This window comes from Paucibacter sp. B2R-40 (genome assembly GCF_025717555.1).
GTDB lineage: Bacteria > Pseudomonadota > Gammaproteobacteria > Burkholderiales > Burkholderiaceae_C > Paucibacter_A.
Window position 1 is genome coordinate 273836 of the sequence record NZ_JAJIRP010000007.1, and the last position, 23498, is coordinate 297333.

Annotated in this window: 16 protein-coding genes; 2 read left to right on the plus strand and 14 right to left on the minus strand. The window is 64.0% G+C overall.

Annotated features, from left to right (window positions below; translation table 11 throughout):
- Positions 1 to 868: 868 nt before the first annotated feature.
- From LNV09_RS16000 to LNV09_RS16040, 9 genes are all read right to left on the minus strand, one after another.
- Complete coding sequence (locus tag LNV09_RS16000) at positions 869 to 1753, minus strand: cytochrome b/b6 domain-containing protein (protein WP_263558060.1); 885 nt, start codon at positions 1751 to 1753, stop codon at positions 869 to 871.
- A 54-nt stretch (positions 1754 to 1807) separates the two neighbouring features.
- Positions 1808 to 2338 carry a rhodanese-like domain-containing protein gene (locus LNV09_RS16005; RefSeq protein ID WP_263558061.1) on the minus strand — a complete coding sequence of 177 codons (531 nt, stop codon included), beginning with the start codon at positions 2336 to 2338 and terminating at the stop codon, positions 1808 to 1810.
- Positions 2339 to 2377: 39 nt separating this feature from the next.
- Complete coding sequence (locus LNV09_RS16010) at positions 2378 to 3070, minus strand: hypothetical protein (RefSeq protein ID WP_263558062.1); 693 nt, start codon at positions 3068 to 3070, stop codon at positions 2378 to 2380.
- A 13-nt stretch (positions 3071 to 3083) separates the two neighbouring features.
- Positions 3084 to 3545, minus strand: coding sequence for an ExbD/TolR family protein (locus tag LNV09_RS16015; protein ID WP_263558063.1), 462 nt, complete (start codon positions 3543 to 3545; stop codon positions 3084 to 3086).
- 22 nt (positions 3546 to 3567) lie between these two features.
- Positions 3568 to 3993: an ExbD/TolR family protein gene (locus LNV09_RS16020; protein WP_263535499.1), complete on the minus strand. Its 426-nt coding sequence runs from the start codon at positions 3991 to 3993 to the stop codon at positions 3568 to 3570.
- A 37-nt stretch (positions 3994 to 4030) separates the two neighbouring features.
- Positions 4031 to 4792, minus strand: coding sequence for a MotA/TolQ/ExbB proton channel family protein (locus LNV09_RS16025; RefSeq protein ID WP_411969300.1), 762 nt, complete (start codon positions 4790 to 4792; stop codon positions 4031 to 4033).
- Positions 4793 to 4850: 58 nt separating this feature from the next.
- Positions 4851 to 5867 carry a sulfate ABC transporter substrate-binding protein gene (locus tag LNV09_RS16030; RefSeq protein WP_263558064.1) on the minus strand — a complete coding sequence of 339 codons (1017 nt, stop codon included), beginning with the start codon at positions 5865 to 5867 and terminating at the stop codon, positions 4851 to 4853.
- A gap of 426 nt (positions 5868 to 6293) precedes the next feature.
- Positions 6294 to 7460 (minus strand): sigma-54 interaction domain-containing protein, encoded by a 1167-nt coding sequence (locus LNV09_RS16035; RefSeq protein ID WP_263558065.1) that lies wholly within the window; start codon positions 7458 to 7460, stop codon positions 6294 to 6296.
- Between the two features lie 219 nt (positions 7461 to 7679).
- Positions 7680 to 10037 carry an arylsulfatase gene (locus tag LNV09_RS16040; RefSeq protein WP_263558066.1) on the minus strand — a complete coding sequence of 786 codons (2358 nt, stop codon included), beginning with the start codon at positions 10035 to 10037 and terminating at the stop codon, positions 7680 to 7682.
- Positions 10038 to 10266: 229 nt separating this feature from the next.
- Here LNV09_RS16040 and LNV09_RS16045 point away from each other — a divergent pair, with 229 nt between their 5' ends.
- Together LNV09_RS16045 and LNV09_RS16050 are read left to right on the plus strand one after the other, a co-directional pair.
- Positions 10267 to 11793, plus strand: a complete 1527-nt coding sequence (locus LNV09_RS16045; protein WP_263558067.1) for a Do family serine endopeptidase — start codon at positions 10267 to 10269, stop codon at positions 11791 to 11793.
- Between the two features lie 365 nt (positions 11794 to 12158).
- A complete protein-coding gene (locus tag LNV09_RS16050; protein WP_263558068.1) occupies positions 12159 to 12980 on the plus strand; it encodes a class II glutamine amidotransferase in 822 nt (273 codons plus the stop codon).
- A gap of 19 nt (positions 12981 to 12999) precedes the next feature.
- Here the strand turns inward: LNV09_RS16050 and LNV09_RS16055 are convergent, their stop codons facing one another.
- From LNV09_RS16055 to LNV09_RS16075, 5 genes are read right to left on the minus strand one after another with little or no spacing between them, the layout of a single operon-like run.
- Positions 13000 to 15270: a xanthine dehydrogenase family protein molybdopterin-binding subunit gene (locus LNV09_RS16055; RefSeq protein ID WP_263558069.1), complete on the minus strand. Its 2271-nt coding sequence runs from the start codon at positions 15268 to 15270 to the stop codon at positions 13000 to 13002.
- On the minus strand, positions 15267 to 15758 hold the full coding sequence (locus tag LNV09_RS16060) for a (2Fe-2S)-binding protein (RefSeq protein WP_263558070.1): 492 nt from the start codon (positions 15756 to 15758) through the stop codon (positions 15267 to 15269). Before LNV09_RS16060 ends, LNV09_RS16055 begins: the two co-directional genes overlap by 4 nt.
- A 30-nt stretch (positions 15759 to 15788) precedes the next feature.
- Complete coding sequence (locus LNV09_RS16065) at positions 15789 to 17186, minus strand: efflux transporter outer membrane subunit (protein WP_263558071.1); 1398 nt, start codon at positions 17184 to 17186, stop codon at positions 15789 to 15791.
- Between the two features lie 3 nt (positions 17187 to 17189).
- Positions 17190 to 20327 (minus strand): efflux RND transporter permease subunit, encoded by a 3138-nt coding sequence (locus tag LNV09_RS16070; protein WP_263558072.1) that lies wholly within the window; start codon positions 20325 to 20327, stop codon positions 17190 to 17192.
- Entirely contained in the window at positions 20324 to 23497 is a 3174-nt protein-coding gene (locus tag LNV09_RS16075) for an efflux RND transporter permease subunit (RefSeq protein WP_263558073.1), read from the minus strand. Before LNV09_RS16075 ends, LNV09_RS16070 begins: the two co-directional genes overlap by 4 nt.
- Position 23498: the final 1 nt, after the last annotated feature.

Here is a 23498-nt window from a genome sequence, read left to right on the forward strand (position 1 = left end):
GAGCAGTGCCGGTCAGCTTGCGAAATTCGCGCCCCTGTTCATCGATGGTCTTAGCTTTCTGACTGGGGTTTCGCTAGGGATGGATTTCATCCGTTTCAGTAGACCCCTGAAAAGGTTGAACTTGAAACGGAGGAGAGGAAATTGGTCAAGTCGGTGAAACAGGTGACCGAGCACGGGGATGGCGTCGTCGAGGCGGCCACCAGCATTCGCCGGTCGTACGAAGACAGTGGCGGCTTGGATGGCAGCCCGCGCATGCTCCAAGACCTCAAGGAGGCCGGTGTTTGTTGCATAGTAAAACGGGTGTCGCGCCCGATTCGCTAGGCCAAGTTGCGCTTTTTTCTAGGCGACAAGCACCCTTACTGCCGACGCGCGGAAACGGTCGGGTTCACTCCCAACGGCTTCGAGCGGAAGTTCTCGAAAGGCAAGCCTGATCAATGAAATCCATCTTGCGCCCGGATTTCGTTGATCGGCAGCTTCTGGAGGTATAGCTGACACCCGTTCAACGAAGTGCCCAATGGCCGGTATCGAAGGCGGGGTCACTGGACCGCCGAATCCGAGCGTCAGCAGCCAGCCTTCCAGCGGCGGGCGATCTCGCGCGATGAGCGGCAGCATTGGGCACCTTGCAGTCGCACGGCCGATGGCCGCGACCGTCAGCATTATCGCTGCAGACCCGTCATCTGCATCCGACCCTGCCAACGCAATGGCCTCCAAGACTTACAGCGCAAGGGGTAGGCGGCTACCGTTTGCCGGTCTTTGTTTTTGTTGGCCTTTGCCATTTGCTGAATCAAGGCACGTTGACACTCCTTAGAAATCACGCGCTGCCTAACGAAAATCTTGTTGTTTGCTAGATCGCATCATGCCGACCGACTCACCAACTGCCGGGGACGGCAGCGCTTGCGGCAGGTGCTGCGGGCGGGGCGGTTCTACTTTGCAAAGCTGGCTCTGCAGGGCTGCTGTCCGTCAATGCAGTGCTTGCAGGCGTTGGTGCATGCAGCGTGGCGCCGCTGGCTAAGTAGGTGGCTGCTGCGGCCACTGCCAAAGCCAGACTGAAGCTGGCCAGGCTCGCCAGCGCGCTGCGCGGCGCAGCGGCTTGGGCTTGCAGATTCTTGCTGCGCACCTGCTTGATGCCGCTCAGCATCGGCCCGACCAGATTGTCTTTCTTCAGCAGGCCGTGCAGCGCGATCGCGGCGATGTGCAAGCCGATCAAGACGAACAAGGCATTGGACATTTGATGGTGCAGTCCGGTCAGGCGCAGCGAGGTTTCTTCGCTGACCAAGGCGGCCAGCGGGCCGCTGAAGGCAATCTCGTCATAGCCGAGCAGACCGGTCACGGCTTGGGCCGCAAGCAAGCCCAGCAAAGCCAGCACCGACAGCGCGCCCAGCGGGTTGTGGCCCAAACCCTGCCAGCGCCCTTGCAGATAGGCCAGCAAGCGCTGCGGACTGGGCACGAAGTTGCGAAAGCGCGCGTGCCGGTTGCCGACGAAACCCCAGACCAGGCGGAAAGTCAGCAGGCCGACGATGCTCAGTCCCGCTTGGCCATGCAAGTCCATCCAGTTGCCGCCGATCAGGCCGGTGGTGATTGCCACTGCCACGGCCAGCAAAAGCGACCAATGAAAGATGCGTGTCGGCAAATCCCATAAGCGCACGGCCACTGCGGGCCTGACTTCAAGCGGCTGGGCGGCTTCTGGCTTGGGCGCAGATTGGGCCGGCTGCGCAGCCAGCACTTCAGAAAGGTAGGGAGAATCGGCGTTCATAGAGACGATAGCGTGCGGCCAGACCCGCAGGATGCTCCCGGGCCTGGGCCTGGTTTACTTGGGGCTGGCGACTGCGGCCACCGCGGCTACGGGTGCTGCAGCGGTGGCTGCTGCATTTGCAGCAACGCGCGGCGGTGGCGGCGTGATCTTCACCACGGCCTTGCCGCCTTCTTGCTCATAGTCCTCCGAGCCGGTGGCGCCCACGACATTGAAGCCTTTTGAGCTCAGCAAGTCACCGGTGGCGCCGGCACGCTGCGCATGGTTGGAGACGGTGATGATGGCGCGGTCCTTGGGCAAATAGGCCAGGTACTTCTCAACATCCTTGTTCTGGATGTTCAGGTAAACCGGGAAGCTGCCGTACTTGATCAGCTCATCGGGGCGGCGCACATCGAGCAGCACGATTTTTTCGGGCTGGCTCAGGAGCTGGTCGACATCATCTTTGTTCAGATGCTTGGTCTTGTATTTCCAAACCGCCGGGGCGGCATTGGCGGCTGGAGCAGCCTGGTTCTGCGCAAAACTCAGGGTCGCGCCAAGGCTCAGCGCCAAACCGAGCGCCAAGGTGGTCAAGGAGATTGATTTCTTCATTTTCTTATCCGTTCTAATTACGATTTACTTGATCTTGAATCACTTGCGGAAATTGACCGGCAGCAAGACCTGCACTTCTTCCGCGCCGCTGACGTTGCAGCGCAGCCGCTTGGCGGCGTTTTGCACGTACTTGAAATACTCCGGCGGTCCGCTGACTTGCGACACGTCAACAATCTGGTTGCCGCGAATCTTCAGCAAGGTGGTGACGGTGCCGGTGATTCCGACGCGGTCAAACACATCCTCCAAGTGCTGCGCCAGCACGTTCTGGTAGCCCGGGCAGGCGGCCGAAATTTCTTGTTTGATGACGGCCGGTTTGGGCGGTGGAGCGGGTGGTGCGGCGATCACCGGCGGGGCGATCTCCACCGGCGCGCGCGGTGCTTCAGACTGCACCTGGGTGATCACCGGTGCCGGCGGCGTCACGGTCGGTGTGACTTCGGCCTGCGGCACATAGGAAGGTGGCGGCGTTTGCTGCTTGACGACTTCCTTGAGCTTGACCACCTTGGGCGGCGGTGGAGGTGGCGGCGGGGCCTCCTGAATCACCGACATCTCGATCGGCTTTTTGATGATCTCGATGGCCTTCTTGGCCAAGCCTGAGGCCAAGGCCCAGGCGAGCAGCACATGCAGGCCCAGCACGATGACCAGGCCCGGTCCCCGCTTGGTGCCCGGTGTGCGCAGCTGCGGCGTGCTGCTGTGGAACGGAAAACCGCCTTGGGGTGGAAATACTGCACTCATGATCAATAAGTCCTCAGTTGTCGATGAATTGCTCGCTGCCGATCACGCCGAGCTTTTGCAAGCCGGCTTGATTGATCGCCACCATCACCTCGGCGAAGGTGTTGTACTTGGCTTCCTTGTTGGGGCGCAGATGCACTTCCGGCTGCACCGCCTGATGCGCAGCGGCCTGCAGCTTGGCTTGCAGCACTTGACGCCCGCCGCTGCCGCTGCCGGCCACTTCGTCGATCGCCTCACCGTTCCAGAAGACGGTGCTGCGCTCGTCGATGTCGATCTTGACCGCTTCGGGCCTGACCTCCGCCGGTGGGGGCGGGCTGCCCACCGGCAGGTTCAGATTGACGGCGTGTAGCTGTATCGGGATGGTGATGATCAGCATCACCAAGAGCACCAGCATCACGTCGATCAGCGGCGTGGTGTTGATGTCGATGATGATGTCGGGGTCGCCCTTGCGGCGAGCTTGATGAATATGCATGCCCATGGCTTGTCCTCGGCGGCTTGTTTCAACCGCGCGGTGGTGGTTCGGTGATGAAGCCGACCTTGGCGATGCCGGCGCGTTGGCAGGCATAGACGATCTTGCCCACCGCGTTGTATTTGGCATCCAGGTCAGCGCGGATATGCACCTCGGGTTGCGGGTCTTGCACCGCGACCTTCTTCAGACGCTCGACCAGCGCCTCGGTGCCGGCGACGCGCGCATCGAACCAGTACAGGCCCCCTTGCGGATCCACGCTGATGACGATGTTGTCGGGCTTGCTTTCGCGCACCTCGTTGCGTTCCTTGGGCAGCGTCACCGGCACCGAGTAATTGACTACCGGAATGGTGATCAGAAAGATGATCAAGAGCACCAACATCACGTCAACCAAGGGCGTGGTGTTGATGGCCGAAACCACCTCGTCTGCGGCCGCCAGGCGGCGCGATTTCTTGGCCATGTTTTGTCTGCTCCTGAGCTGTGGGCTATGCCGGTCTTCAGTGACCGGACTGCGCCAGCAGCGCGGTGTGCAGGTCATCGCCGAAGCTCTGCACTTCGTCGATGGCGGCCTTGTTGCGCCGCGCCAGCCAGTTGTAGCCCAGCAGCGCGGGAACGGCCACGGCCAGGCCGATGGCGGTCATGATCAAGGCTTCACCGACCGGGCCGGCCACCTTGTCGATCGAGGCCTGGCCGGCCACACCGATGGCGGTCAGCGCGTGGTAAATGCCCCAGACCGTGCCGAACAAGCCGACGAAAGGTGCGGTCGAGCTGACCGCAGCCAGGAAGGCCAGGCCTTGCTGCTGCGCGCCTTGCACCTTTTCGACGGCGCGCTCGATCGACAGCGTCACCCAGTCATGCAGGCCGATATGCTTTTGCAGCTTGGTGTGCTTGCCGCTGGCGTCCAGCCCGGCCTCGGCCAGATAGCGGAAGGGGCTGTCCTTGCCCAGACCCTCGGCGCCTTCGCGCACCGTCGGCGCGGCCCAGAATTTGTCCTTTGCGTCGCGGCTTTGGCGCACGATCTTGGCTTGCTGCAGCAGCTTGGTGATCAGGATGTACCAGCTGCCAATGCTCATGACAGCCAGGATCAGCAGCACGGTCTTGGTGACCAGGTCGCTCTGGGCCCACAAGGCGCCAACGCCGTAAGGGTTGTCGACAGCGACGGTGCTCGGCTGTGCCAGCGTTAGGCCGGCAGCGCACAGCAGCATCAGTCCGGCGCTCAGATTGCGCGCTATATGAGAGTTATGTGTTTTCGTTTTCATAGCTTTGGTGAGTTGTTGAGCGCCGAGGTCCAAGTGCTGGCTGCGGGCGCTTATTTACTTACTTTTTGGTGTAAATCTGGTCGAACACGCCGCCGTCGGCGAAGTGAGTTTTTTGAGCCTTGGTCCAACCGCCGAAAACATCGTTGATATTGAATAGCTTCAGATTCGGGAACTGCTTGGCGTACTTGGCCTGTGCCTTGGGATCAACCGGGCGGTAGAAATTCTTGCCGGCAATGTCCTGGCCTTCGGGCGAGTACAGGTATTCCAGATAGGCTTGCGCCACTTCGCGGGTGCCGCGTTTGTCTACCACCTTGTCCACCACCGCCACAGGTGGCTCGGCCAGAATGCTGGAGGCCGGGTAGACCACGTCAAATTTCTCCGGGCCAAATTCCTTTAGTACCAGGCCGGTCTCGTTCTCCCAGGCCAGCAGCACATCGCCAATGCCGCGTTCCGCAAAGGTCACCGTGGCGCCGCGCGCACCCGAGTCCAGCACCGGCACATTGGCATAGACCTTGCCAATGAACTCGGTGGCTTTGGCGTCATTGCCTCCGGGTTGCAACAAGGCATCGCCGTAGGCTGCCAAATAGGACCAACGCGCCCCGCCCGAAGTCTTCGGGTTGGAGGTGATCACGGCTACGCCTGGTTTGACCAAATCGGTCCAAGCCTTGATGCCCTTGGGGTTGCCCTTGCGCACCAGGAAAATGATGGTGGAAGAGTAGGGCGTGCTGTTGTTCTTGAACTTGTTTTGCCAGTCGGCGTTCACCAGTTTGCCGCCTTGCTCGGCGATGGCATCGATGTCATAGGCCAGAGCCAGCGTGACCACATCGGCCTCCAGACCGTCGATCACCGAGCGTGCCTGTTTGCCGGAGCCGCCGTGTGAGGCCTTGACGACGACGTTGTCGCCGGTTTTGGCTTTCCAGTACTTGGAGAAGGCTGCGTTGTATTCCTGATAGAGCTCGCGAGTCGGGTCATAGGAGACATTGAGCAGGGAAATGTCCTTGGCCAGCGCCAGGGCAGAGCTGGCGCTCAAGGCGGCGACGAGAAGGGTATTGCGCAGGAAGTTCTTGGCAGACATGGAGGTAATCAATCCGTGGTTAAAGTGGAGGCACCGCTCTTAGAAAGGAGTGGCAGCTTGGGGCTCAGTTTGCTGCGCCGGAGTCAAATCGTGAAGAACGAAGTTCGCAGATGCTTATGCGTTGAGTGGCGCTATAGAGCCTGGACCTAATAGCAATGTTCATCGGTACAAATTGACGCGCGAACGATCGCCTGAAGGTCTTGTGTGACCGTCATCGATGACGCAGCGATCGTCCGCGTTCTGGTCTTGAAGTCAGCAAGTTCAGTGCCAGCTTTAAAACAAGGCTGAGCAGTGTGGAGAAGTGCTTGCTCAAGCACGTTTGGGCTCTGTGCTGGCGAATCTCTGCTCTGATGCGGGCAGCGCTGCTGCGGATGCATCAAGCCATGCCGACCCACTGTTGCTGGAGCAACAGTGGGGTCGGCTGACTCAAGCCGCTTGGCAGTCGTCGTCGGTCAAGGCTTCGAAGGCCGGGGCTGCGTGGTTGGCACTGCGGCCACTGTCTGCGAGCAAGCCGGCCCGTTTGAGCTGGGCGCGCAAGATATTGCGACTGACGCCCAGCAACTCGGCCGCATGAACTTGGTTGCGGCCCACATGGGTGAAGGCGGCTTGTACGATTTCGCGTTCAAGCAGGGCAAACAGGTCGTTCGGCGGCGACAGGTAGATCGCCTCCAGCGCAGCGCGCAGCAGGTCGAGGGGAGCCTTGTCGGAGGAATCCGCAGCGGCGGGAAGCTGCTGGGTCAGTACTTCGGTCGCACTGGATGCTTGGGCGCTTGGGCTCGGTGCCGAGCGACCCAGCCGGCTGTGCAGGTTCAAAGCCTCGGGTCGCAATTCATCGCCGCGCCCGGTGATCAAGGCGCTGTGAATGACGTTTTCCAACTCGCGGATGTTGCCGGGCCAGTCATGCCCCAAGAGCTTCAAATAAGCCGCGTCGCTCAGCCTGACCGGCCCGCGTCCGAGGCGCTTGCTATAGAGCGCAATGAAGTGCTCGGCCAGCGCCCGGATGTCGGCCGGGCGTTGGGCCAGCGGTGGCAGATGCAAAGTAGCGATGTTGAGACGGTAGAACAGATCGCGTCTGAAGTGGCCGGCTTCCACCGCCTGAGCCAGGTCCACATTGGTTGCGGCGACCAGACGCACATCGACATCGATCGCTTTGCGCGAGCCCAGCCGCACCACTTGGCGCTCCTGCAGCACGCGCAGCAGCTTGACCTGCATCTGCAGCGGCAGATCGCCGATTTCATCGAGGAAGAGCGTGCCGCCGCGCGCGGTCTCGAACCAGCCGGCGCGCGCTTGCAAGGCGCCGGTGTAGGCGCCGCTCTCATGGCCGAACAGCTCGGCTTCGACCATGTTGTCGCTGAAGGCGCCGCAGTTGACGGCCACAAAGGGCCCCACACGCCCGCTGCAGGCGTGCACATGGCGAGCGATCAATTCTTTGCCGGTGCCGGTTTCGCCGGTGATCAATACAGTGGCTTCGCTGGCCGCGACCAGCTCGGCCTCGGCCAACAAGGCCTTGGAAATCGGATCTTCAAACACCAGAGCCTTGGCGCGAATTGACAGCGCTTGCGGGTCCGGCAGGGTCAAGAGGGTGCTGGGCATGATGGTGTTGGGGCAGGGTTCGCTGCAAGCGAGCGGAGCTCTGCTTGCCAGGAAAGTGTCGGAACTTGCTGCCTGGACAGCAGCTCCGCGCTGGATCTGAAACAGCTCTGCACTCTAGCCAGCAGTCAGCGTGACTCGAAGTTAGAAATTCGAGCTTGCTTATGCGTTGTTGGCTGCTTACCGCAGCAGCCTAGGCACACCCATGCCCACAGAGTCACCTCAGCGGAGCTCGATCAGCACGCGCTCGATCTGGCCGCCAAAGCGGAAGGGCGCGGCGTAGTCACTCGTGACCGGCGAGCCCAGGTCGGCGCCGATGTCTTGCGACTCATAGGCTTGCACAGCAATCTTGCTGATCGCGCCTGCGCCGGCGAGCTGGCCGTTGACAAACAGCCGCCCTTGGCCGGCCACTGCATTCGCGACCGGCTGGGCCGCGTCGGGCGTGAACTCGAAGGCCACGCTCACCTTGCCGGCCGGCAGGACGGCGGCGCTGACGAGATGGCCGCTCGCATGTCCATGGGCATTGGCGGCATAGTGCAGGCGCCCGTCCTGCACATAGAGGCTGTAGCCGCCCCAGCGGCCGCCATTGGCGATGATCACGCCGTCGTTGCTGCGTTTGCCGTCGACTTGCAAGTCGGCGCTGATGCGGTGCGCGCGCTGCGCCACTTGCGGGGCGTTGCCGGAAGGAATGCGTTGCACGCCGGCGCGGTAGCTGAAGCTCTGGCGTCCGGCGCTCGGATTGGGTCGCCCCTCGCCGCCGGGTTGCAGCGGGTAGACCTCATTGCGCTGCGCTTCCTGGTCGAACAAAGCTTCCAATGCCTTCACGCGGGCCGGCTGCTCGGCCGCCAGATTGCGCGCCTGGCTGTAGTCGGTGTTGAGGTTGTAGAGCTCCCAGGCGCGGTCGCCGAAGGGCTCTTGGCTCCACAGCGCGCCGGGCTGCTTGCGCACATGTCGTACCCCGGCAAACCAGCCGTCCTGGTAAATGCCGCGCGTGCCATTGATCTCGAAATACTGCACGCGTTGCGGCGCCGCTGCATCGGCGCGGGCGAAGCTATAGGCCAGGCTCTGGCCGGCCAGCGGCACTTGCGCAATCCCTTCGACCACATCCGGGAACTTGATGCCGGTGACTTCGTAAATGGTCGGTGCGATGTCGATGGCATGGCCGAATTGGCTGCGGATTTCGCCCTTGGCCTGGATGCGAGCTGGCCAGGACACCACCATCGGATTGCGGATGCCGCCCAGGTAAGCGGGCTGGCCCTTGCCGTACTGGAAGGGCGTGTTGTCGGCCCAGCCCCAGCCGGCGCCGTAGTTGTTGTCGAAGGCATTGCTGCCCAGCTGATCGATCAGTTTGAGGCGCTCCTCCAGCGTGCGCGGCCGGCCCTGCGCGTCCTGCGCATCACGGCCGGTCAGCGGGTTGTCGATGGCGGCGCCGTTGTCGCCGGCAATAAAGAACACCAGGGTGTTGTCCGCACGGCCCAGTGCCTTGATCTCGTCCAGCACGCGGCCCACTTGGTGGTCGGTGAAGGCCAGGAAAGCGGCCGCCACCTCGGCCTCGCGCGCCAGCAAGCGCTGCTGATCGGCCGAGAGGCTTTCCCAGGCCGGCAGTTCGGGCGGGCGCGCGGTCAGCACCGCGTCATTGGGAATCACGCCGAGTTTTTGTTGGCGCGCGAAGTTCTGTTCACGCAACTTGTCCCAGCCGATGTCGAACTGGCCCTTGTACTTGGCGATCCAATCGCTGGGCGCATGCTGCGGCCAATGCGTGCCGCCGGGCGCAAACCAGAGGAAGAAGGGCTTGTCGGGGTAGACGGCGTCTTGCGTGCGCAGCCAGCCCTGCGCCTGCTCGGCCATATCGGCAATCAGGTGGTAGCCCTGCGCTGCCGTGCGATCCGGCTCAACAGCCAGCGTGTTGCGCCAGATGCGCGGCTCATACTGGTTCTCGGCGCCGCCGTGGAAGCCGAAAAAGAACTCGAAGCCCAGGCTGGTCGGCCAACGCTCAAACGGCCCGGCCGGTGTCACTTCCCAAGCGGGCGTGTTGTGCCATTTGCCGAAGGCCGCCGTGCCGTAGCCGTTCTGGCGCAGCACCTCGGCCACGCCGACCGTGTCTTTTTGCCAGACCGAGTTGTAGCCGGGGTAGCCGGCCGTGGCCACCTGGCCAAAGCCGGCCTGATGCGCATTGCGGCCGGTGAGCAGCGCGGCGCGGGTCGGCGCGCACAAAGCGGTGACGTGGAACTGGTTGTAGCTGATACCTTGATCGGCCAGGCGCTGCAGCGTTGGCGTCTTGGCCAGGCCGCCAAAGGTGGAACTGGCGCTGAAGCCCACATCGTCAAGCAGCACCACGACGATATTTGGCGCACCGGCCGGCGCCTTGGCGGCCTGCGGGAAGGCGGGCGTGGCGGCGTCACCGCGTGGCGCGATCTTGCCGGCGAAGGGGGCCGCGGGGCGCGGCAGCACTTCCAGCGCTTGAGCGTCGGCTGGCGAGGCAAAAGACAGGGCCAGCGTCAGCGCCAGGCCGAGCATGGAGGAAGCGAAGGATTGGGCGCGAGCAATGGGCCCGCTAGGCGGCAATGTGGATCTGTACATGGGTTTCATAGTTGTCAGGTTTGGCTTTGCTAAAGCAACTACCGGGCCATGGCTTCTGCCGCACTGGCGGCACTGAACCCAGCAGGATTGCTGCACAGGCAGCAGCGCTGGGCTGCAACTGTTGCGGCTGATGCACTTGGGCGCGCCGGCTCGAGGCGAAGCCGCCGATCCTGCGTGGTACGTAACTTGCGGACTACACAGTTATTCGAATCAGACCTGGAAAGAACGCATGTGCCGCTATCACTATCGCAACACGCTGGCTTTGACAGCAATCGCTCTTGCTCTGCATACGAGCTCGGCCGTGGCTCAGCCCGTCTCCAAGGAGGCCGCAACGGTCACGCCAAGTTTGTCGACCTCCACGGTCGCGCCAAGCCTGGCACCCTCCGCAGTCGCGCCAAGTCTGGCGCGAGGCCTGCCCGACTTCACCGAACTGGTGGAGCGCGTGGGGCCGGCGGTGGTCAATATCCGCACCACCGCCAAAGCCAAGCCCAGCGAGGCGCGGGCCGAGGAAGAAGAGGCGCGCGAATTGCTGCGCCGCTACGGCCTGCCGGTGCCGCGCGGGCGCTCGCCTCGCGGTGCTTTGCCGGGTGGTCCGGCCGATGACGAGCCGCAAGAGCGCGGCGTCGGCTCCGGCTTCATCATCAGCGCCGACGGCATTTTGTTGACCAATGCCCATGTGGTGGACGGCGCGGCCGAGATCTTTGTGCGCCTGAGCGATAAGCGCGAGTTCAAGGCCAAGCTGATCGGCGCCGACAAGCGCAGCGATGTGGCGGTGCTGAGCATCGAGGCCAGCGGTCTGCCAACCGTCAAGCTGGGCGATGTGAGCCGGCTCAAGGTCGGTGAATGGGTCATCGCCATCGGCTCGCCCTTCAACTTCGACAACTCGGTGTCGGCCGGCATCATCAGCGCCAAGGCGCGCGACACCGGTGAGCTGCTGCCCTTGATTCAGACCGATGTCGCCATCAACCCCGGCAACTCGGGCGGGCCGCTGATCAATCTGCGCGGCGAGGTGGTGGGCATCAACTCGCAAATCTACAGCCGCTCCGGCGGCTATATGGGCATCTCGTTTGCGATTCCGGTCGACGAGGTCGAGCGCGTGGCCACTCAGCTGCGTGCCAAGGGCCGGGTGGTGCGCGGGCGCATCGGTCTGCGCATTGGCGAGCTGAGCAAGGAGGTGGCCGAGTCACTGGGTCTGCCGAATGCGCAGGGAGCCTTGGTGCGTGGCCTGGAGCCCGGTGGGCCGGCTGAGACCGCCGGTGTGGAGCCGGGCGATATCGTCACCCAGTTCAATGGCCAGCCTATCGAGAAGCCCAGTGATCTGCCGCGCATCGTCAGCAATAGCGCGCCGGGCAGCGAGCAGCAGCTGCAGGTTTGGCGGCGTGGCAAGCCGCTGGTATTGCGGGTGAAGGTGGCCGAGCTGGAGCCCGAAGCGCCTGTGCTGGCGCAGGCCGAACCTGCGGCCAAACCGGCAGTCGGGCCTATCGCCGCGCTGGGCTTGCAATTGACCGAGCTGAACGCGACTGAGCGCAAGGAACTCAAGCTGGGCCACGGCCTGCGGGTGGCCGCTGCTGCAGGTCCAGCGGCCCGCGCCGGCCTGCGTGAGGGCGATGTCTTGCTGGCCTTGGGCGCAAGCGATATCGCCAGCGCCAAGCAGTTGGAGCTGCTGCTGGCCCATAGCGACAAGCGCAAGCCGCTGAGCCTGCTCTATCTGCGGGAAGGTGCGGCGCAATATGCGTTGATCAAACCCGCCGCCTGAGTTCGAAGTTAGAACTTATTCGAATTTGCAAGCTCGATTTGCGTCCTTCCACAGCGAATGCTGAGACCCTATGCTTGAGCCCAAGCGCAAAGTAGTTGGGCAAAGGCAAACGAGCCGACCTGTACTGCGCGAAAGATTGGAGCTGCCAGTGCATGAACTGGCAGCTGAAGCTTGTCTCCTCAAGCCTGTCATGGGTTTGATTCGACCCCATGGCGTCTTGGCGCTATGGGGTCTTTTTTTGCTTGCGCCCGAGTGCGGCCTTTGCGTGGCAGCTGGCTCGTTCAGCGCATGAGCAAATGCGCAATCCGTCCTTTTGCGCAGCGAGCGCAAGCCCTAAGGTAGCGGCCTAGACCAACCGAGCTCCCATGTGCCAACTGTTCGCGCTCAATAGCAACACGCCCAGCGACGTGACCTTTTCTTTCACCGGCTTCTCGGCCCGCGGCGGTGCGACCGGTGAGCATGTCGACGGCTGGGGCATGGCCTTTCATGATGAGCGCGGCTGCCAGGTCTTTATCGATGAGAAGCCGGCCAGTCAATCGCCGCTGGCGGAGTTTCTGCGCCGCCATCCGATCAAGGCCAACTCGGTGCTGGCCCATATCCGCAAGGCCACGCGCGGCGCCGTGCAACTGTCCAACTGCCACCCGTTCCAGCGCCAATGGTGCGGCCGGCATTGGGCGTTTTGCCACAACGGCACGCTGGAGAACTTTGCGCCGGCGCTTGAATCGGGCTTTCAGCCGGTCGGCAGCACCGACAGCGAGGCCGCGTTTTGCTGGCTCTTGCAGCAACTGGAAGAGCGCTTTGCCGGTACCCTTGAGGCACCCAGCTGGGCCGAGCTGGCACCGGTGCTGGCCGAGCTGTGCGCCGAGCTGGCCCGTTATGGCAGCTTCAATATCGTGCTCAGCGACGGCGAGGCCGTCTACACCCATTGCAGCACGCGCCTGCATTGGCTCAGCCGCTGCCACCCCTTCGCCCAAGCCCGCTTGATCGACACCGAGCTGAGCCTGGACCTGAGCCGGGCTAACGGCCCGAATGACCGCATGGTGCTGGTGGCCACCGAGCCGCTCACGCATGAGGAGCCCTGGCAAGCGATGGCGGCGGGCGAGTTTTTTGTCTTTGTGCAGGGCCAGCCGGTCTGGCGCGCGCAGGCATGGGCGCAAGCGCAGGCGCCGCAACTTGCGGCAGCCTGAACTTCAAACCTTCAAACCATTAGCTCCAGCTCAGATCAACCCGCGCCAGCGGCCATTGCCGCACCCGCTTGCCGGTGGCGGCAAAAATAGCGTTGCAGACGGCCGGCGCCAGGGGCGGCAGCGCGGGCTCGCCCAGGCCGGTGACCGGCTGCTGGCTGCGCAGGAAATGCACCTCGATCTTGGGCGGCGCATCGCCGATGCGTATCAGCGGGTAGTCGCCGAAATTGCTCTGCACAATGCGGCCACGCTGAATGTCCAGCTCGGCATGCATCAGCGTGCCCAGGCCGTCGATCACCGAGCCTTCGACCTGGTTCTCGGCACCGCTTAAATTGACGATTTGGCTGCCGATATCGGACACCACCACCACGCGGTCCACCTTCAGCGCGCCGGCCTTGGAGACCGTCACTTCGGCCACCTCGGCGATATAGCCCCGGTGGCTGAAGTGAAAGGCGATGCCGGCGCCCTGGCCGCGGGCGAACTTCTTCTGCCCCCATTGCGCCTTGGCCGCGACTTCCTTGAGCACCGCGCGCATGCGGCCCACGTCATAGGGCGCGGCGCGCTCACCGCTGCCGGGTACCAGATCGCGCTGCCCTAAGAGATCGAGGCGGAAATCCAGCGGGTCGCGCCCAGCCGCATGGGCCAGCTCGTCGATGAAGCTGTGGAAGACCCAGGCAAACACATTGCTGCCGGGCGCGCGCCAAGGCCCCATGGGCACGCCGCATTCGATCGGCGTCTGCTCCAGCAGATAGTTAGGCGCCCAGCGGCCCGGGAACTCGTCGCCCGAGAGGTTGGCGCCGCTGCCGGGCTGCAAGACCGATTTGCCGTCGCGCTCGACCCGGTTCGCAAAGGTGACGAAATGGTTGTGCCAGGCTGTCAACTTGCCGGCCGCGTCAACGCCGCCGCGCAAAAAGTGAAAGCCACCAGCGCGGAAATGGTCATGCTGCAAATCATCCTCGCGCGACCAGGTCAGCTTGACCGGCGCCTTGACGCGCTGTGCGATCGCCGCCGCTTCGACGACGTAATCGGCGCTCAGGCGCCGCCCGAAGCCGCCGCCGCTGCGCGTGATGTGCAGGCTGATTTTTTCTTTGGGCAGGCCCAGGGTGCTGGCGACGAGATTCTGGCCGGCGGCCGGGTTCTGCGTCGGCGCCCATAGCTCCAGGCTGCCGTCGGGCTTGAACCAGGCGGTGCAATTTTGAGGCTCGATGCTGGCGTGCGAGACAAAGGGGTAGCTGTAGGCTGCCTCGACCACCTTGGCCGAACTAGCCAAGGCGGCATTCACGTCGCCGTCCTTTCGCTGTACTTGCGCGCCAGGCTGCTTGGACAGCGCCTGCGCCTGCTGCACAAAGCCGTCCCAGCTTTCATTGGCAACCTTGCCTTCGTCCCATTGGACCTTCAGCTGCTTGCGCGCACTAAAGGCCGCCCAGGTGGAATCGGCGACGATGGCCACACCCGGCAGCAGGCCGCGCAGGTCATTGGTGCCGGCGATCACGAACGCATCGCGCACGCCGGGCAAGGCCTTGATGGCGTCCAGATTGGCGCTGATCACTTTGCCACCAAAGGCCGGCGACTTGGCATAGACGGCATAGAGCATGCCGGGCAGTTTGATGTCGATGCCAAACAGCGGCTTGCCGGTGACGACGGCCAAGTTGTCCACGCCGCCGATGCGCCGGCCGAGCAATTGGTAGTCCTTGGGGTCTTTGAGCTTGACGGTGGCCGGATCCGGCAGCGGCAGCGAGGCCGCTTTGGCGACCAACTGGGCATAGCTGAGGCGGCGCTTGCTAGGGCTGTGCAGCACGGCCGAGTTCTCGGCCCGGCATTCCGAGGCCGGCACGCCCCAGGTCTGAGCCGCAGCCTCGATCAGCAGCATGCGCGCGGTGGCACCCAGCAGCAGGAAGTTGTTGTAATTGTTCGGCGTCGAGGTCGAGCCACCCGCGCTCTGGTTTCCGAAGATGGGATCGAGGTCGCCCTGTATGACCCGCACATCTTTCCAATTGACCGACAACTCCTCGGCCAGCACCATGGGCAGCGAGGTCTTGATGCCTTGGCCGATCTCGGGCTGCTTGGAGATCAGCGTCACCACGCCTTGCAGCGAGATGCTGATGAAGGCATTGGGCTGGAAGTTGACGGCCGTGCCGGCTGCGTCCAGCGCGGTGGGTTTGCCGACCTGATCGGCCGCGCCGCTGGGCACGATTTGCAGGCCCAAGAGCAGGCCACCGCCGCCGACTGCGCTGCGGCGCAGGAAGTTTCTGCGATCCGCTTGGCGTGGAGTCAGGTTTTGGCGAGTCATCATGCTTTCACCTTCTTGGCAGTGGCTGGCTTGGCCTGGATTTCGGCCGCCCGGTGGATGCCGGCGCGTATGCGCAGATAGGTGGCGCAGCGGCACAGATTGCCCGACATCTCGCCGTCGATATCGGCGTCCGTGGGCTTGGGGTTTTCTTTCAGCAGCGCCACGGCCGTCATGATCTGGCCGGCCTGGCAATAGCCGCATTGCGGCACATCCAGCTCTTGCCAGGCCTGCTGCAGCGGATGGGCGCCTTTGGGGTCCAGTCCCTCGATGGTGGTGACCTGCTTGCGCCCGACGGTGGAGACCGGCGTCATGCATGAGCGCGTCGGCACGCCATTGATGTGCACGGTGCAAGCGCCGCAGGCCCCGATGCCGCAGCCGTACTTTGAGCCGGTCAAGTCCAAGTTGTCACGCAGCACCCAGAGCAAGGGCGTGTCGGCGGCGACGTCCACTTTGCTGGGCTGGCCGTTGATCTGGAGGGTGTATTGAGGCATTGTGGAGGTCTCCGGGCTAAGGGTGTGGTTTTACCAGCTTCCAGCAATATTCTTCAGCAACTGGTTGCTGGCCGTCAGTTGCCGGCTTTGCAGGTCGAGCAGATTGCGCTCGCTATTGAGCGCGGCGGTTTGCGCCACCACGACATTGAGGAAGCTGACCGTGCCGACGCGGTATTGCTCTTGCGTAATGTCCAAATTGCGCAGAGCCGCGCTGAGCGCTTCGGCCTGCAGCCCCGCCTGGGCCTGTAGCTGGCGGCTCAGGAACAGGTTGTCTTCGACCTCTTGAAAGGCCTGCAGCACCAGTTGGCGGTAGACGGCGCCGGCCTGTTCGGCCTGCGCTATTGCCTGCGCATGGGCGGCGTCGCGGGCGCCGCCGTCCAAGATCTTTTGTGCTAAGGCCGGGCCCAGCGACCACAGCAGCGTCGGCGCATTGAACAGGTCTTGCAAACCAGGGCCGCGCAAACCCGCGCCGGCCGAGATGCTGACGCTGGGGAAGAAGGCCAGCGCGGCCTCGCCGACTTGGGATTGCGCGGCGGCGACGCGGCGTTCGGCTGCGTTGATATCGGGGCGGCGCTGCAGCAGGGTGGACGGCAGCAGCTCGGGCGTGCTGGGCGGCAGCGGTAACTTGGCGGTTTCCTTGAGGCTCAGCTGCGCCGGGGCCTGGCCCAAGAGCACGGCGATGGCATGTTCGGCCAGCGCGCGCTGGTTATTCGTGTCCAGGCTTTGCACCTGCGCGTTCTTGAGCTGAGTTTCGGCCTGCAAGACATCGGTGGCTGCCACGACGCCGGCTTGGTAGCGCGCCACCGTCATGTCCAGCGAGCGCTGAAAAGCGCTGATATTGCGCGCGATCAGCGCCTGCTGGGCTTCGGCCACGCGCAGGCTGAAATAGCTTTGCGTCAAGGTCGCCTGGGCCGACAGGCGCAGCGCCGCCAAGTCATTTTGGCTCGCCTGCAAGCGCGCCTCGCTGGCCAGGCTGGCTTGTTTGAGGCGGCCCCAGAGATCAAGCTCCCAGCTGGCAGCCAGATCGGCGCGGGCATTGGTTTGCGCGCCGTTGCCGGTGTCGGCACGGTTGACGTTGAAGCTGCCGCCCAGCTGCGGCTGCTGCGCGGCGCGCACCTGACCCAGCGCGGCACGGGCCGCGTCAACTTGGGCCAGCGCGGCTTTCAGGTTCTCGTTGCCGATGATCAACTGGGCTTGCAGCGCATCCAGGGTCGGGTCTAGGTACAAGCGCCACCAGGCGGCGGGGATGGCTTCGGTGTCGCTTGTGGTGCTTGCTGCACCAACTGCCGGGGCACTTTGCTTGAACTGTGCTGGCTGTTGCGGTGCGGCCAGCTGGGCGCTGCGTGGCAGGCTGCAAGCACTCAGCAGCAGGCCGAGGGCGCCATACAGCGCCAGACGAGCTTGGGAAGAATTCAATAGAGAGGACATGGTTCAGATCGAGACAGGTAAGGCCCTTGGGTGGCCAGGAGCGCGCCGCAGCAGCCGCGCCAGCCGCAAGCGCAAGCGGTCCATGCAGATATAGACCACCGGCGTGGTGTAGAGCGTCAGCAACTGGCTCAGCAAAAGCCCGCCCACCACCGCAATGCCCAGCGGTTGGCGCAACTCCGAGCCCACGCCCATGCCTATGGCCAGCGGCAGGGCGCCGAACAGTGCGGCAAAAGTGGTCATCAGAATCGGGCGCAATCGCATATGCGCGGCTCGGTAAATCGCCACCGAGGCGCGCAGCTCACGCCCCTGCTGCGCCGCCAGCTTTTGCCGCGCAATCGCGAAGTCGATCATCATGATGGCGTTCTTCTTCACAATGCCGATCAGGAGCACCACGCCAATCATCGCGATGATGGAGAACTCGAAACCCAAGCCCATCAGCGCCAACAGCGCGCCCACGCCGGCCGAGGGCAGGGTGGACAAAATGGTGATCGGGTGCAGCAGGCTCTCATACAACACACCGAGCAGGATGTAGATGGTGATCATCGCTGCCAGCACCAACCAGGGCTGATCCGCCAGCGTGGCCTGAAACGCGTTGACCGTGCCGCTGTAAACGCCGCGCACCGCCACCGGCACGCCCAGCTCGGCCACCAAGTTGTCGATCGCGGCGGTTGCTTGCGAGAGCGACACGCCGGTGGCGAGATTGAAGCTCAAGGTGGTGGCCGGCGTGCCCTTGTCATGCGCAACCGACAGCGGCGCCAGCGTCGGCTCTATGCGCGCCAAGGCGGCCAGCGGCACTTGCGCGCCGCCGCGCGCGGTCAGGAACAGGTTTTGCAGCGCCTCCGCACTTTGCAGATACTCGGGCGCTAACTCCATCACCACGCGGTACTGGTTTTGCGGGTTGTAGATCACGCTGACCTGACGCTGGCCAAAGGCATTGTTCAGCGCGGTGCTGAGATCGCGCATGCTGATGCCGTGCAGGGCCAGGGCGTCGCGGTCTATCACCAGGCTGGTTTGCAGGCCACGGTCCTGGCGGTCGCCGCTGACGTCGGTGAGCTCTTTCAGCTCGCTCATGCCGCGCCGGATGCGCGGCTCCCAGGTCGCCAACTCCTTCAGCTCATCGGCCTGCAAGGTGAACTGGTATTCGGAGTCCGACTGCCGCCCGCCGATGCGAATGTCGGCGCCGGCACGCAGGAAGAGCGCTGCACCGGGCACCTTGGCCAGCTTGGGGCGCAGCCGGTCTAGCACTACATCAACCGATTCCTTGCGCTCGGCCAAGGGCTTGAGCGCCACAAAAACCTGGGCGCCATTGCTCTGGCCGCCGCCGGTGCTGATGGTCACATGGGCGATCGCCGGGTCGGCGCGCAAGATCTCCATGAAGGCGTCCATCTTGCCCTGCATGGCCTGGAAGGAGCTGCCCTGGTCGGCATTGATGCCGCCGATCAGCCGGCCCACATCCTGCTGCGGGAAGAAGCCTTTGGGGATGATTTGATAGAGGTGGACATTCAGCGCGATCACGCCCGCCAGCGCCAGCAGCGCCACAGGCTGATGGCGCAGCGTCCAGCGCAGGCTGCGCCGGTAGCCGCGCTGCAGGCGGCGCAGAAGGCGTTGCCAGAATCCAGGCGCTTTGGGGCTGGCCGACTCGGCGCGCATCAAACGCGCCGCCATCATCGGCGTGGCCGTCAGCGACACCAACATGGACACCAGAATCGCCACCGACAGCACCACCGCAAACTCGCGGAACAGCCGGCCGATATAGCCACCCATATACAGAATTGGGATGAAGGCGGCGATCAGCGAGAGGCTGATCGCCACCACCGTGAACCAGATTTCGCGTGCCCCGTCCAGCGCCGCCTGCAGCGGCGTCTTGCCGCGTTCCAGATGGCGGCTGATGTTCTCCATCACCACGATCGCGTCGTCCACCACAAAGCCGGTCGCCACGGTCAAGGCCATCAGCGAGAGGTTGTCCAGCGTATAGCCCAAGAGGTACATCACGGCCAAGGTGCCCGCCAGCGAGGCCGGCACCACCACGGCCGGAATCAGCGTGGCGCGCAGGCTGCGCAAAAAGGCATAGACCACCACGATCACCAGGGCGATCGAGATCAGCAGTGTGATCTGCACTTCGCGCAAGGAGGCGCGTATGGTCAAGGTGCGGTCCATCATCATGTCGAGGCGGGCGCCCTCGGGCAGGCCGGCGCGCATCTGCGGCAGGAGGGCGTGCACGCCGTCCACCGTCTCCAGCACATTGGCATTTGGCGCTCTCTGGATGCGCAGGATGATGGCGCGCGCGCCGTCGGCCAGGCCGTAGGCGCGCACGTCCTGGGTCGCGTCGCTGACCTCTGCCACGTCTTGCAGGCGCACGACGGCGCCATCGCGAACCTTCAAAACCAGCGGTGCATAGTCGGCCGCCCGTGCGGCTTGATCGTTAGCGGCAATTTGCCATTGGCGGCCGCCTCCTTCTTCTTCATTGCCATCCAACTCCTCGATATAGCCCTTGGGGCGATTGGCGTTGCTGGCCACCACCGCCTGGCGCACTTGCTCCAGCGACAGGCCCTGGGCGCTGAGCTTGTTGGGGTCCACGGCAATACGCACCGCCGGCAGCGAGCCACCGGCCAGGCCCACATCGCCGACGCCGCGCACCTGCGCGATTCGCTGCGCCAGCACGGTGGATGCCACATCAAACAACTGCTTGACGGGCACCGTATCGGAGCGCAGCGCCAGAATCATGATGGGTGGATCGGACGGGTTGACCTTGCGATAGCCCGGGTTGCCCGGCAGCCCGCTGGGCAGCATCGCGCGTGCCACATTGATGGCGGCCTGCACCTGGCGCGCGGCCGCGTCGATATTGCGGCTGAGGTCGAACTGCAGCGTCACCCGCGCGCTGCCTTGGGACGAGGTGGACGTCATCTCGGTGATGCCGGCAATGCTGCCCAAGGCGCGCTCCAGCGGCGTGGCCACGGTGGCGGCCATGGTTTCGGCGCTGGCGCCGGGCAAGTTGGCAGAGACCGAGATGGTGGGCGAGTCAACCTCGGGCAAGGAGGCCACCGGCAGCAGCAGATAGGCCAAGCCGCCCAAGAGCAGCAGGCCCAAGGTCAGCAGCGTCGTGGCGACCGGCCGGCGGATGAAGGGCGCCGAAAAATTCATGCCACCGCCTTGCTGACTCGGCCGCGACCGAAGCGCTTGGTCAGCGCATCAAACTGCAGATAAATCACCGGCGTGGTGAATAGCGTCAAGAGCTGGCTGACGATCAGGCCGCCCACCATGGTCACGCCCAGCGGATGGCGCAGCTCGGCGCCGACCCCGCTGCCCAACATCATCGGCAGGGCGCCCAAGAGTGCCGCCAGCGTGGTCATCAAGATGGGCCGAAAACGCAAGAGGCAGGCCTGGTAGATCGCTTCGCGCGGCGACAGCGTGCCGTCGCGCTGCGCCTCGATCGCAAAGTCGATCATCATGATGGCGTTCTTCTTCACGATGCCGATCAAAAGCACGATGCCGATCACCGCAATCAGCCCCAGCTCCAGATTCGCCACCTTGAGCGCCAAGAGCGCGCCGACGCCGGCCGAGGGCAGGGTGGACAGAATCGTCAGCGGGTGAATGAAGCTCTCATACAGCACGCCCAAGACGATGTACATGGTCACCACCGCCGCCAGGATCAACCAGAGCGTATTGCCCAGCGAAGCCTCGAAAGCCAGCGCCGCGCCCTGGAACTTGCTCTGCACGGTGGCCGGCAGGGCCAGCGCCGCCTGCTCCGCGCGGATCGCGTCGACGGCGTCGCCCAGTGCCACGCCGGGTGCCAAGTTGAAACTCAGCGTCGCGGCCGGGAACTGCGCCAAGCGGTTCAAGGCCAAGGCGGTCGGACGTTCGCTCAAACGCGCCACCGAACTCAGCGGCAGCAGCGCGCCGCCGGTTGCCGGCACATAGAGTCCGTCCAGGCTGAATGCACTGCTACGCAAGGCCGGATCGGTCTCCAGCACCACGCGGTACTGCGCCGACTGGGTGTAGATGGTGGACACCAGGCGCTGGCCATAGGCGTTGTAGAGCGCTGCGTCGATGGCGGCGACGCTGACGCCCAGGCGGCCGGCTGCGTCGCGGTCGATCTCGACAAAGGCTTGCAAACCGTTCTGCTGCAGATCGCTGGACACATCGCGCAGCTGCGGCAGCTGGCGCAGGCGTTCCAGCAAGCGAGTGTTGGCGCTGGCCAGCTCGGCCAAGTCGGGCGAGCTCAGGCTGAGCTGGAACTGGGTCTTGGCGATGCGATCCTCGATGCTGAGGTCTTGCACCGGCTGCATATAGAGCGCAATGCCGGGCAGCTCGCGGCTGGCCGCTTGCAGGCGCGTCATCACCTCGGCCACATTGGCCTCGCGCTGATCATGCGGTTTGAGGCTGATCAGCAGGCGGCCGCTGTTGAGCGTGGCATTGCTGCCGTCCACGCCGATGAAGGAGGCCACCGACTCCACCGCCGGGTCAGCCAGCACCAGAGCTGCCAGGCGCTGCTGTTGAGCTGCCATGGCCGGGTAGGAGATGCTGGGCGCCGCCTCGGTGATGGCTTGGATGGCGCCGGTGTCTTGCTGTGGGAAAAAGCCCTTGGGTACCCAGAAGTACAGTGCCACCGTGGCGGCCAGCGTCAAGCCGAAGCCGGCCAGGGTGATGCGCTGATGCGCCAGGGTCAAGTTGAGCGCGCGGCCATACAGCGCAATCAAGGCATCAAAGCCGCGGCCCACGGCCAGAAAGAGCCGGCCATGCTGCGCCGCGTCATGTTCGGGCTTGAGCAGGCGTGCGCTCATCATCGGCGTTAGTGTCAGCGAGACCACGGCCGAGATCAGGATCGCCACCGCCATCGTGATGGCGAACTCGTGGAACAGCCGGCCGACCACATCGCCCATGAAGAGCAGCGGGATCAAGACCGCGATCAGCGAGAAGGTCAGCGAGATGATGGTGAAGCCAATTTCACGGCTGCCTTTGAAGGCGGCGGCCAAGGGGCTTTCGCCGGCCTCAACATGGCGGGCAATGTTCTCGACCATCACGATCGCATCGTCAACCACGAAGCCTGTTGAGATGGTCAAGGCCATCAAGGTCAGGTTGTTGAGCGAGAAGCCCAGCAGATACATCACGCCCAGCGTGCCGACCAGGGACAGCGGCACCGCCACCGCCGGAATCAGCGTGGCTGAGGCGTTACGCAGGAATAGAAAGATCACCATCACCACCAGCGCGATGGCAAGGAACAGCTCATGCTGAACCGAGGCCACCGAGGCGCGCACGGTCACGGTGCGGTCGCTCAGCACGGCCACATCGACCGATGCCGGCAGCGTGCTCTTGAGCACCGGCAGCAAGGCTTTCACGCGGTCCACTGTCTCGATCACATTGGCGCCGGGCTGACGTTGCACATTGAGGATGACGCCTTGGGTCATCGACAGCCGCCGGGCCGCCCCAAGGCAGTCGAGCGCCCCCTCGGGGGGAGGATGCGAAGCATCCGTGGGGGCACACACGCTTGCCCACGCACCCAAACGGACGTTTTCAGCGTCATCAACCAGCTTGGCCACATCGCGCAAACGCACTGGATTGCCTCCTCTGTAGGCCAGGATCAGATTGGCGTAATCCGCCGTGCTGCGCAGCTGGTCATTGGCGTCGATGGTCGAGGCCCGCGCCACGCCGTCAAAACTGCCTTTGGGCTGATTGACATTGGCGTTATTGATCAGCTGGCGCACGTCTTCGCTGCTCAGGCCCAGCGTGGCCAATGAGCCGGGGTTGAGCTGTATGCGCACGGCAGGGCGGCGCCCGCCGGCGATGCTGACCAGACCGACGCCGGGCACTTGCGAGATCTTCTGCGCCAGCCGGTTTTCCACCAGGTCATGGACCTTGATCACCGGCAGCGAGGGCGAGGTGATGGCGATGCTGAGCACCGGCGCATCGGCCGGATTGACCTTGTTATAGACCGGGGGCATCGGCAGATCGGCCGGCAGCAGACTGCTGGCCGCATTGATGGCCGCCTGCACCTGCTGCTCGGCCACGTCGAGCGAGACCTCCAGCGCGAAGCGCAAGGTGATGCTTGAGGCGCCGCCCGAGCTGCTGGAGCTGAGCTGGGCCAGGCCCGGCATCTGACCGAACTGGCGCTCCAGCGGCGCGGTGATGGCGGAGGCAACCACCTCCGGGCTGGCGCCGGGGTAGAGGGTGGTGATCTGGATGGTTGGGTAGTCCACCTCGGGCAGGGCCGAGACCGGCAGCAGCCGATAAGCCAGCAGGCCGGACAGCAGCACCGCCAGCATCAGCAAGGTGGTGGCGACGGGCCTCTCGATGAATAGCCGTGAAGGATTCATC

Bases quoted from the DNA above. Each gene is read 5' to 3' on its own strand.
- LNV09_RS16000 (WP_263558060.1), bottom strand. From the start codon at position 1,753: ATGAACGCCGATTCTCCCTACCTTTCTGAAGTGCTGGCTGCGCAGCCG.
- LNV09_RS16030 (WP_263558064.1), bottom strand. From the start codon at position 5,867: ATGTCTGCCAAGAACTTCCTGCGCAATACCCTTCTCGTCGCCGCCTTG.
- LNV09_RS16075 (WP_263558073.1), bottom strand. From the start codon at position 23,497: ATGAATCCTTCACGGCTATTCATCGAGAGGCCCGTCGCCACCACCTTG.
- LNV09_RS16050 (WP_263558068.1), top strand. From the start codon at position 12,159: ATGTGCCAACTGTTCGCGCTCAATAGCAACACGCCCAGCGACGTGACC.
- LNV09_RS16015 (WP_263558063.1), bottom strand. From the start codon at position 3,545: ATGGGCATGCATATTCATCAAGCTCGCCGCAAGGGCGACCCCGACATC.
- LNV09_RS16065 (WP_263558071.1), bottom strand. From the start codon at position 17,186: ATGTCCTCTCTATTGAATTCTTCCCAAGCTCGTCTGGCGCTGTATGGC.
- LNV09_RS16035 (WP_263558065.1), bottom strand. From the start codon at position 7,460: ATGCCCAGCACCCTCTTGACCCTGCCGGACCCGCAAGCGCTGTCAATT.
- LNV09_RS16040 (WP_263558066.1), bottom strand. From the start codon at position 10,037: ATGTACAGATCCACATTGCCGCCTAGCGGGCCCATTGCTCGCGCCCAA.
- LNV09_RS16025 (WP_411969300.1), bottom strand. From the start codon at position 4,792: ATGAAAACGAAAACACATAACTCTCATATAGCGCGCAATCTGAGCGCC.
- LNV09_RS16055 (WP_263558069.1), bottom strand. From the start codon at position 15,270: ATGATGACTCGCCAAAACCTGACTCCACGCCAAGCGGATCGCAGAAAC.
- LNV09_RS16045 (WP_263558067.1), top strand. From the start codon at position 10,267: ATGTGCCGCTATCACTATCGCAACACGCTGGCTTTGACAGCAATCGCT.
- LNV09_RS16005 (WP_263558061.1), bottom strand. From the start codon at position 2,338: ATGAAGAAATCAATCTCCTTGACCACCTTGGCGCTCGGTTTGGCGCTG.
- LNV09_RS16020 (WP_263535499.1), bottom strand. From the start codon at position 3,993: ATGGCCAAGAAATCGCGCCGCCTGGCGGCCGCAGACGAGGTGGTTTCG.
- LNV09_RS16070 (WP_263558072.1), bottom strand. From the start codon at position 20,327: ATGAATTTTTCGGCGCCCTTCATCCGCCGGCCGGTCGCCACGACGCTG.
- LNV09_RS16060 (WP_263558070.1), bottom strand. From the start codon at position 15,758: ATGCCTCAATACACCCTCCAGATCAACGGCCAGCCCAGCAAAGTGGAC.
- LNV09_RS16010 (WP_263558062.1), bottom strand. From the start codon at position 3,070: ATGAGTGCAGTATTTCCACCCCAAGGCGGTTTTCCGTTCCACAGCAGC.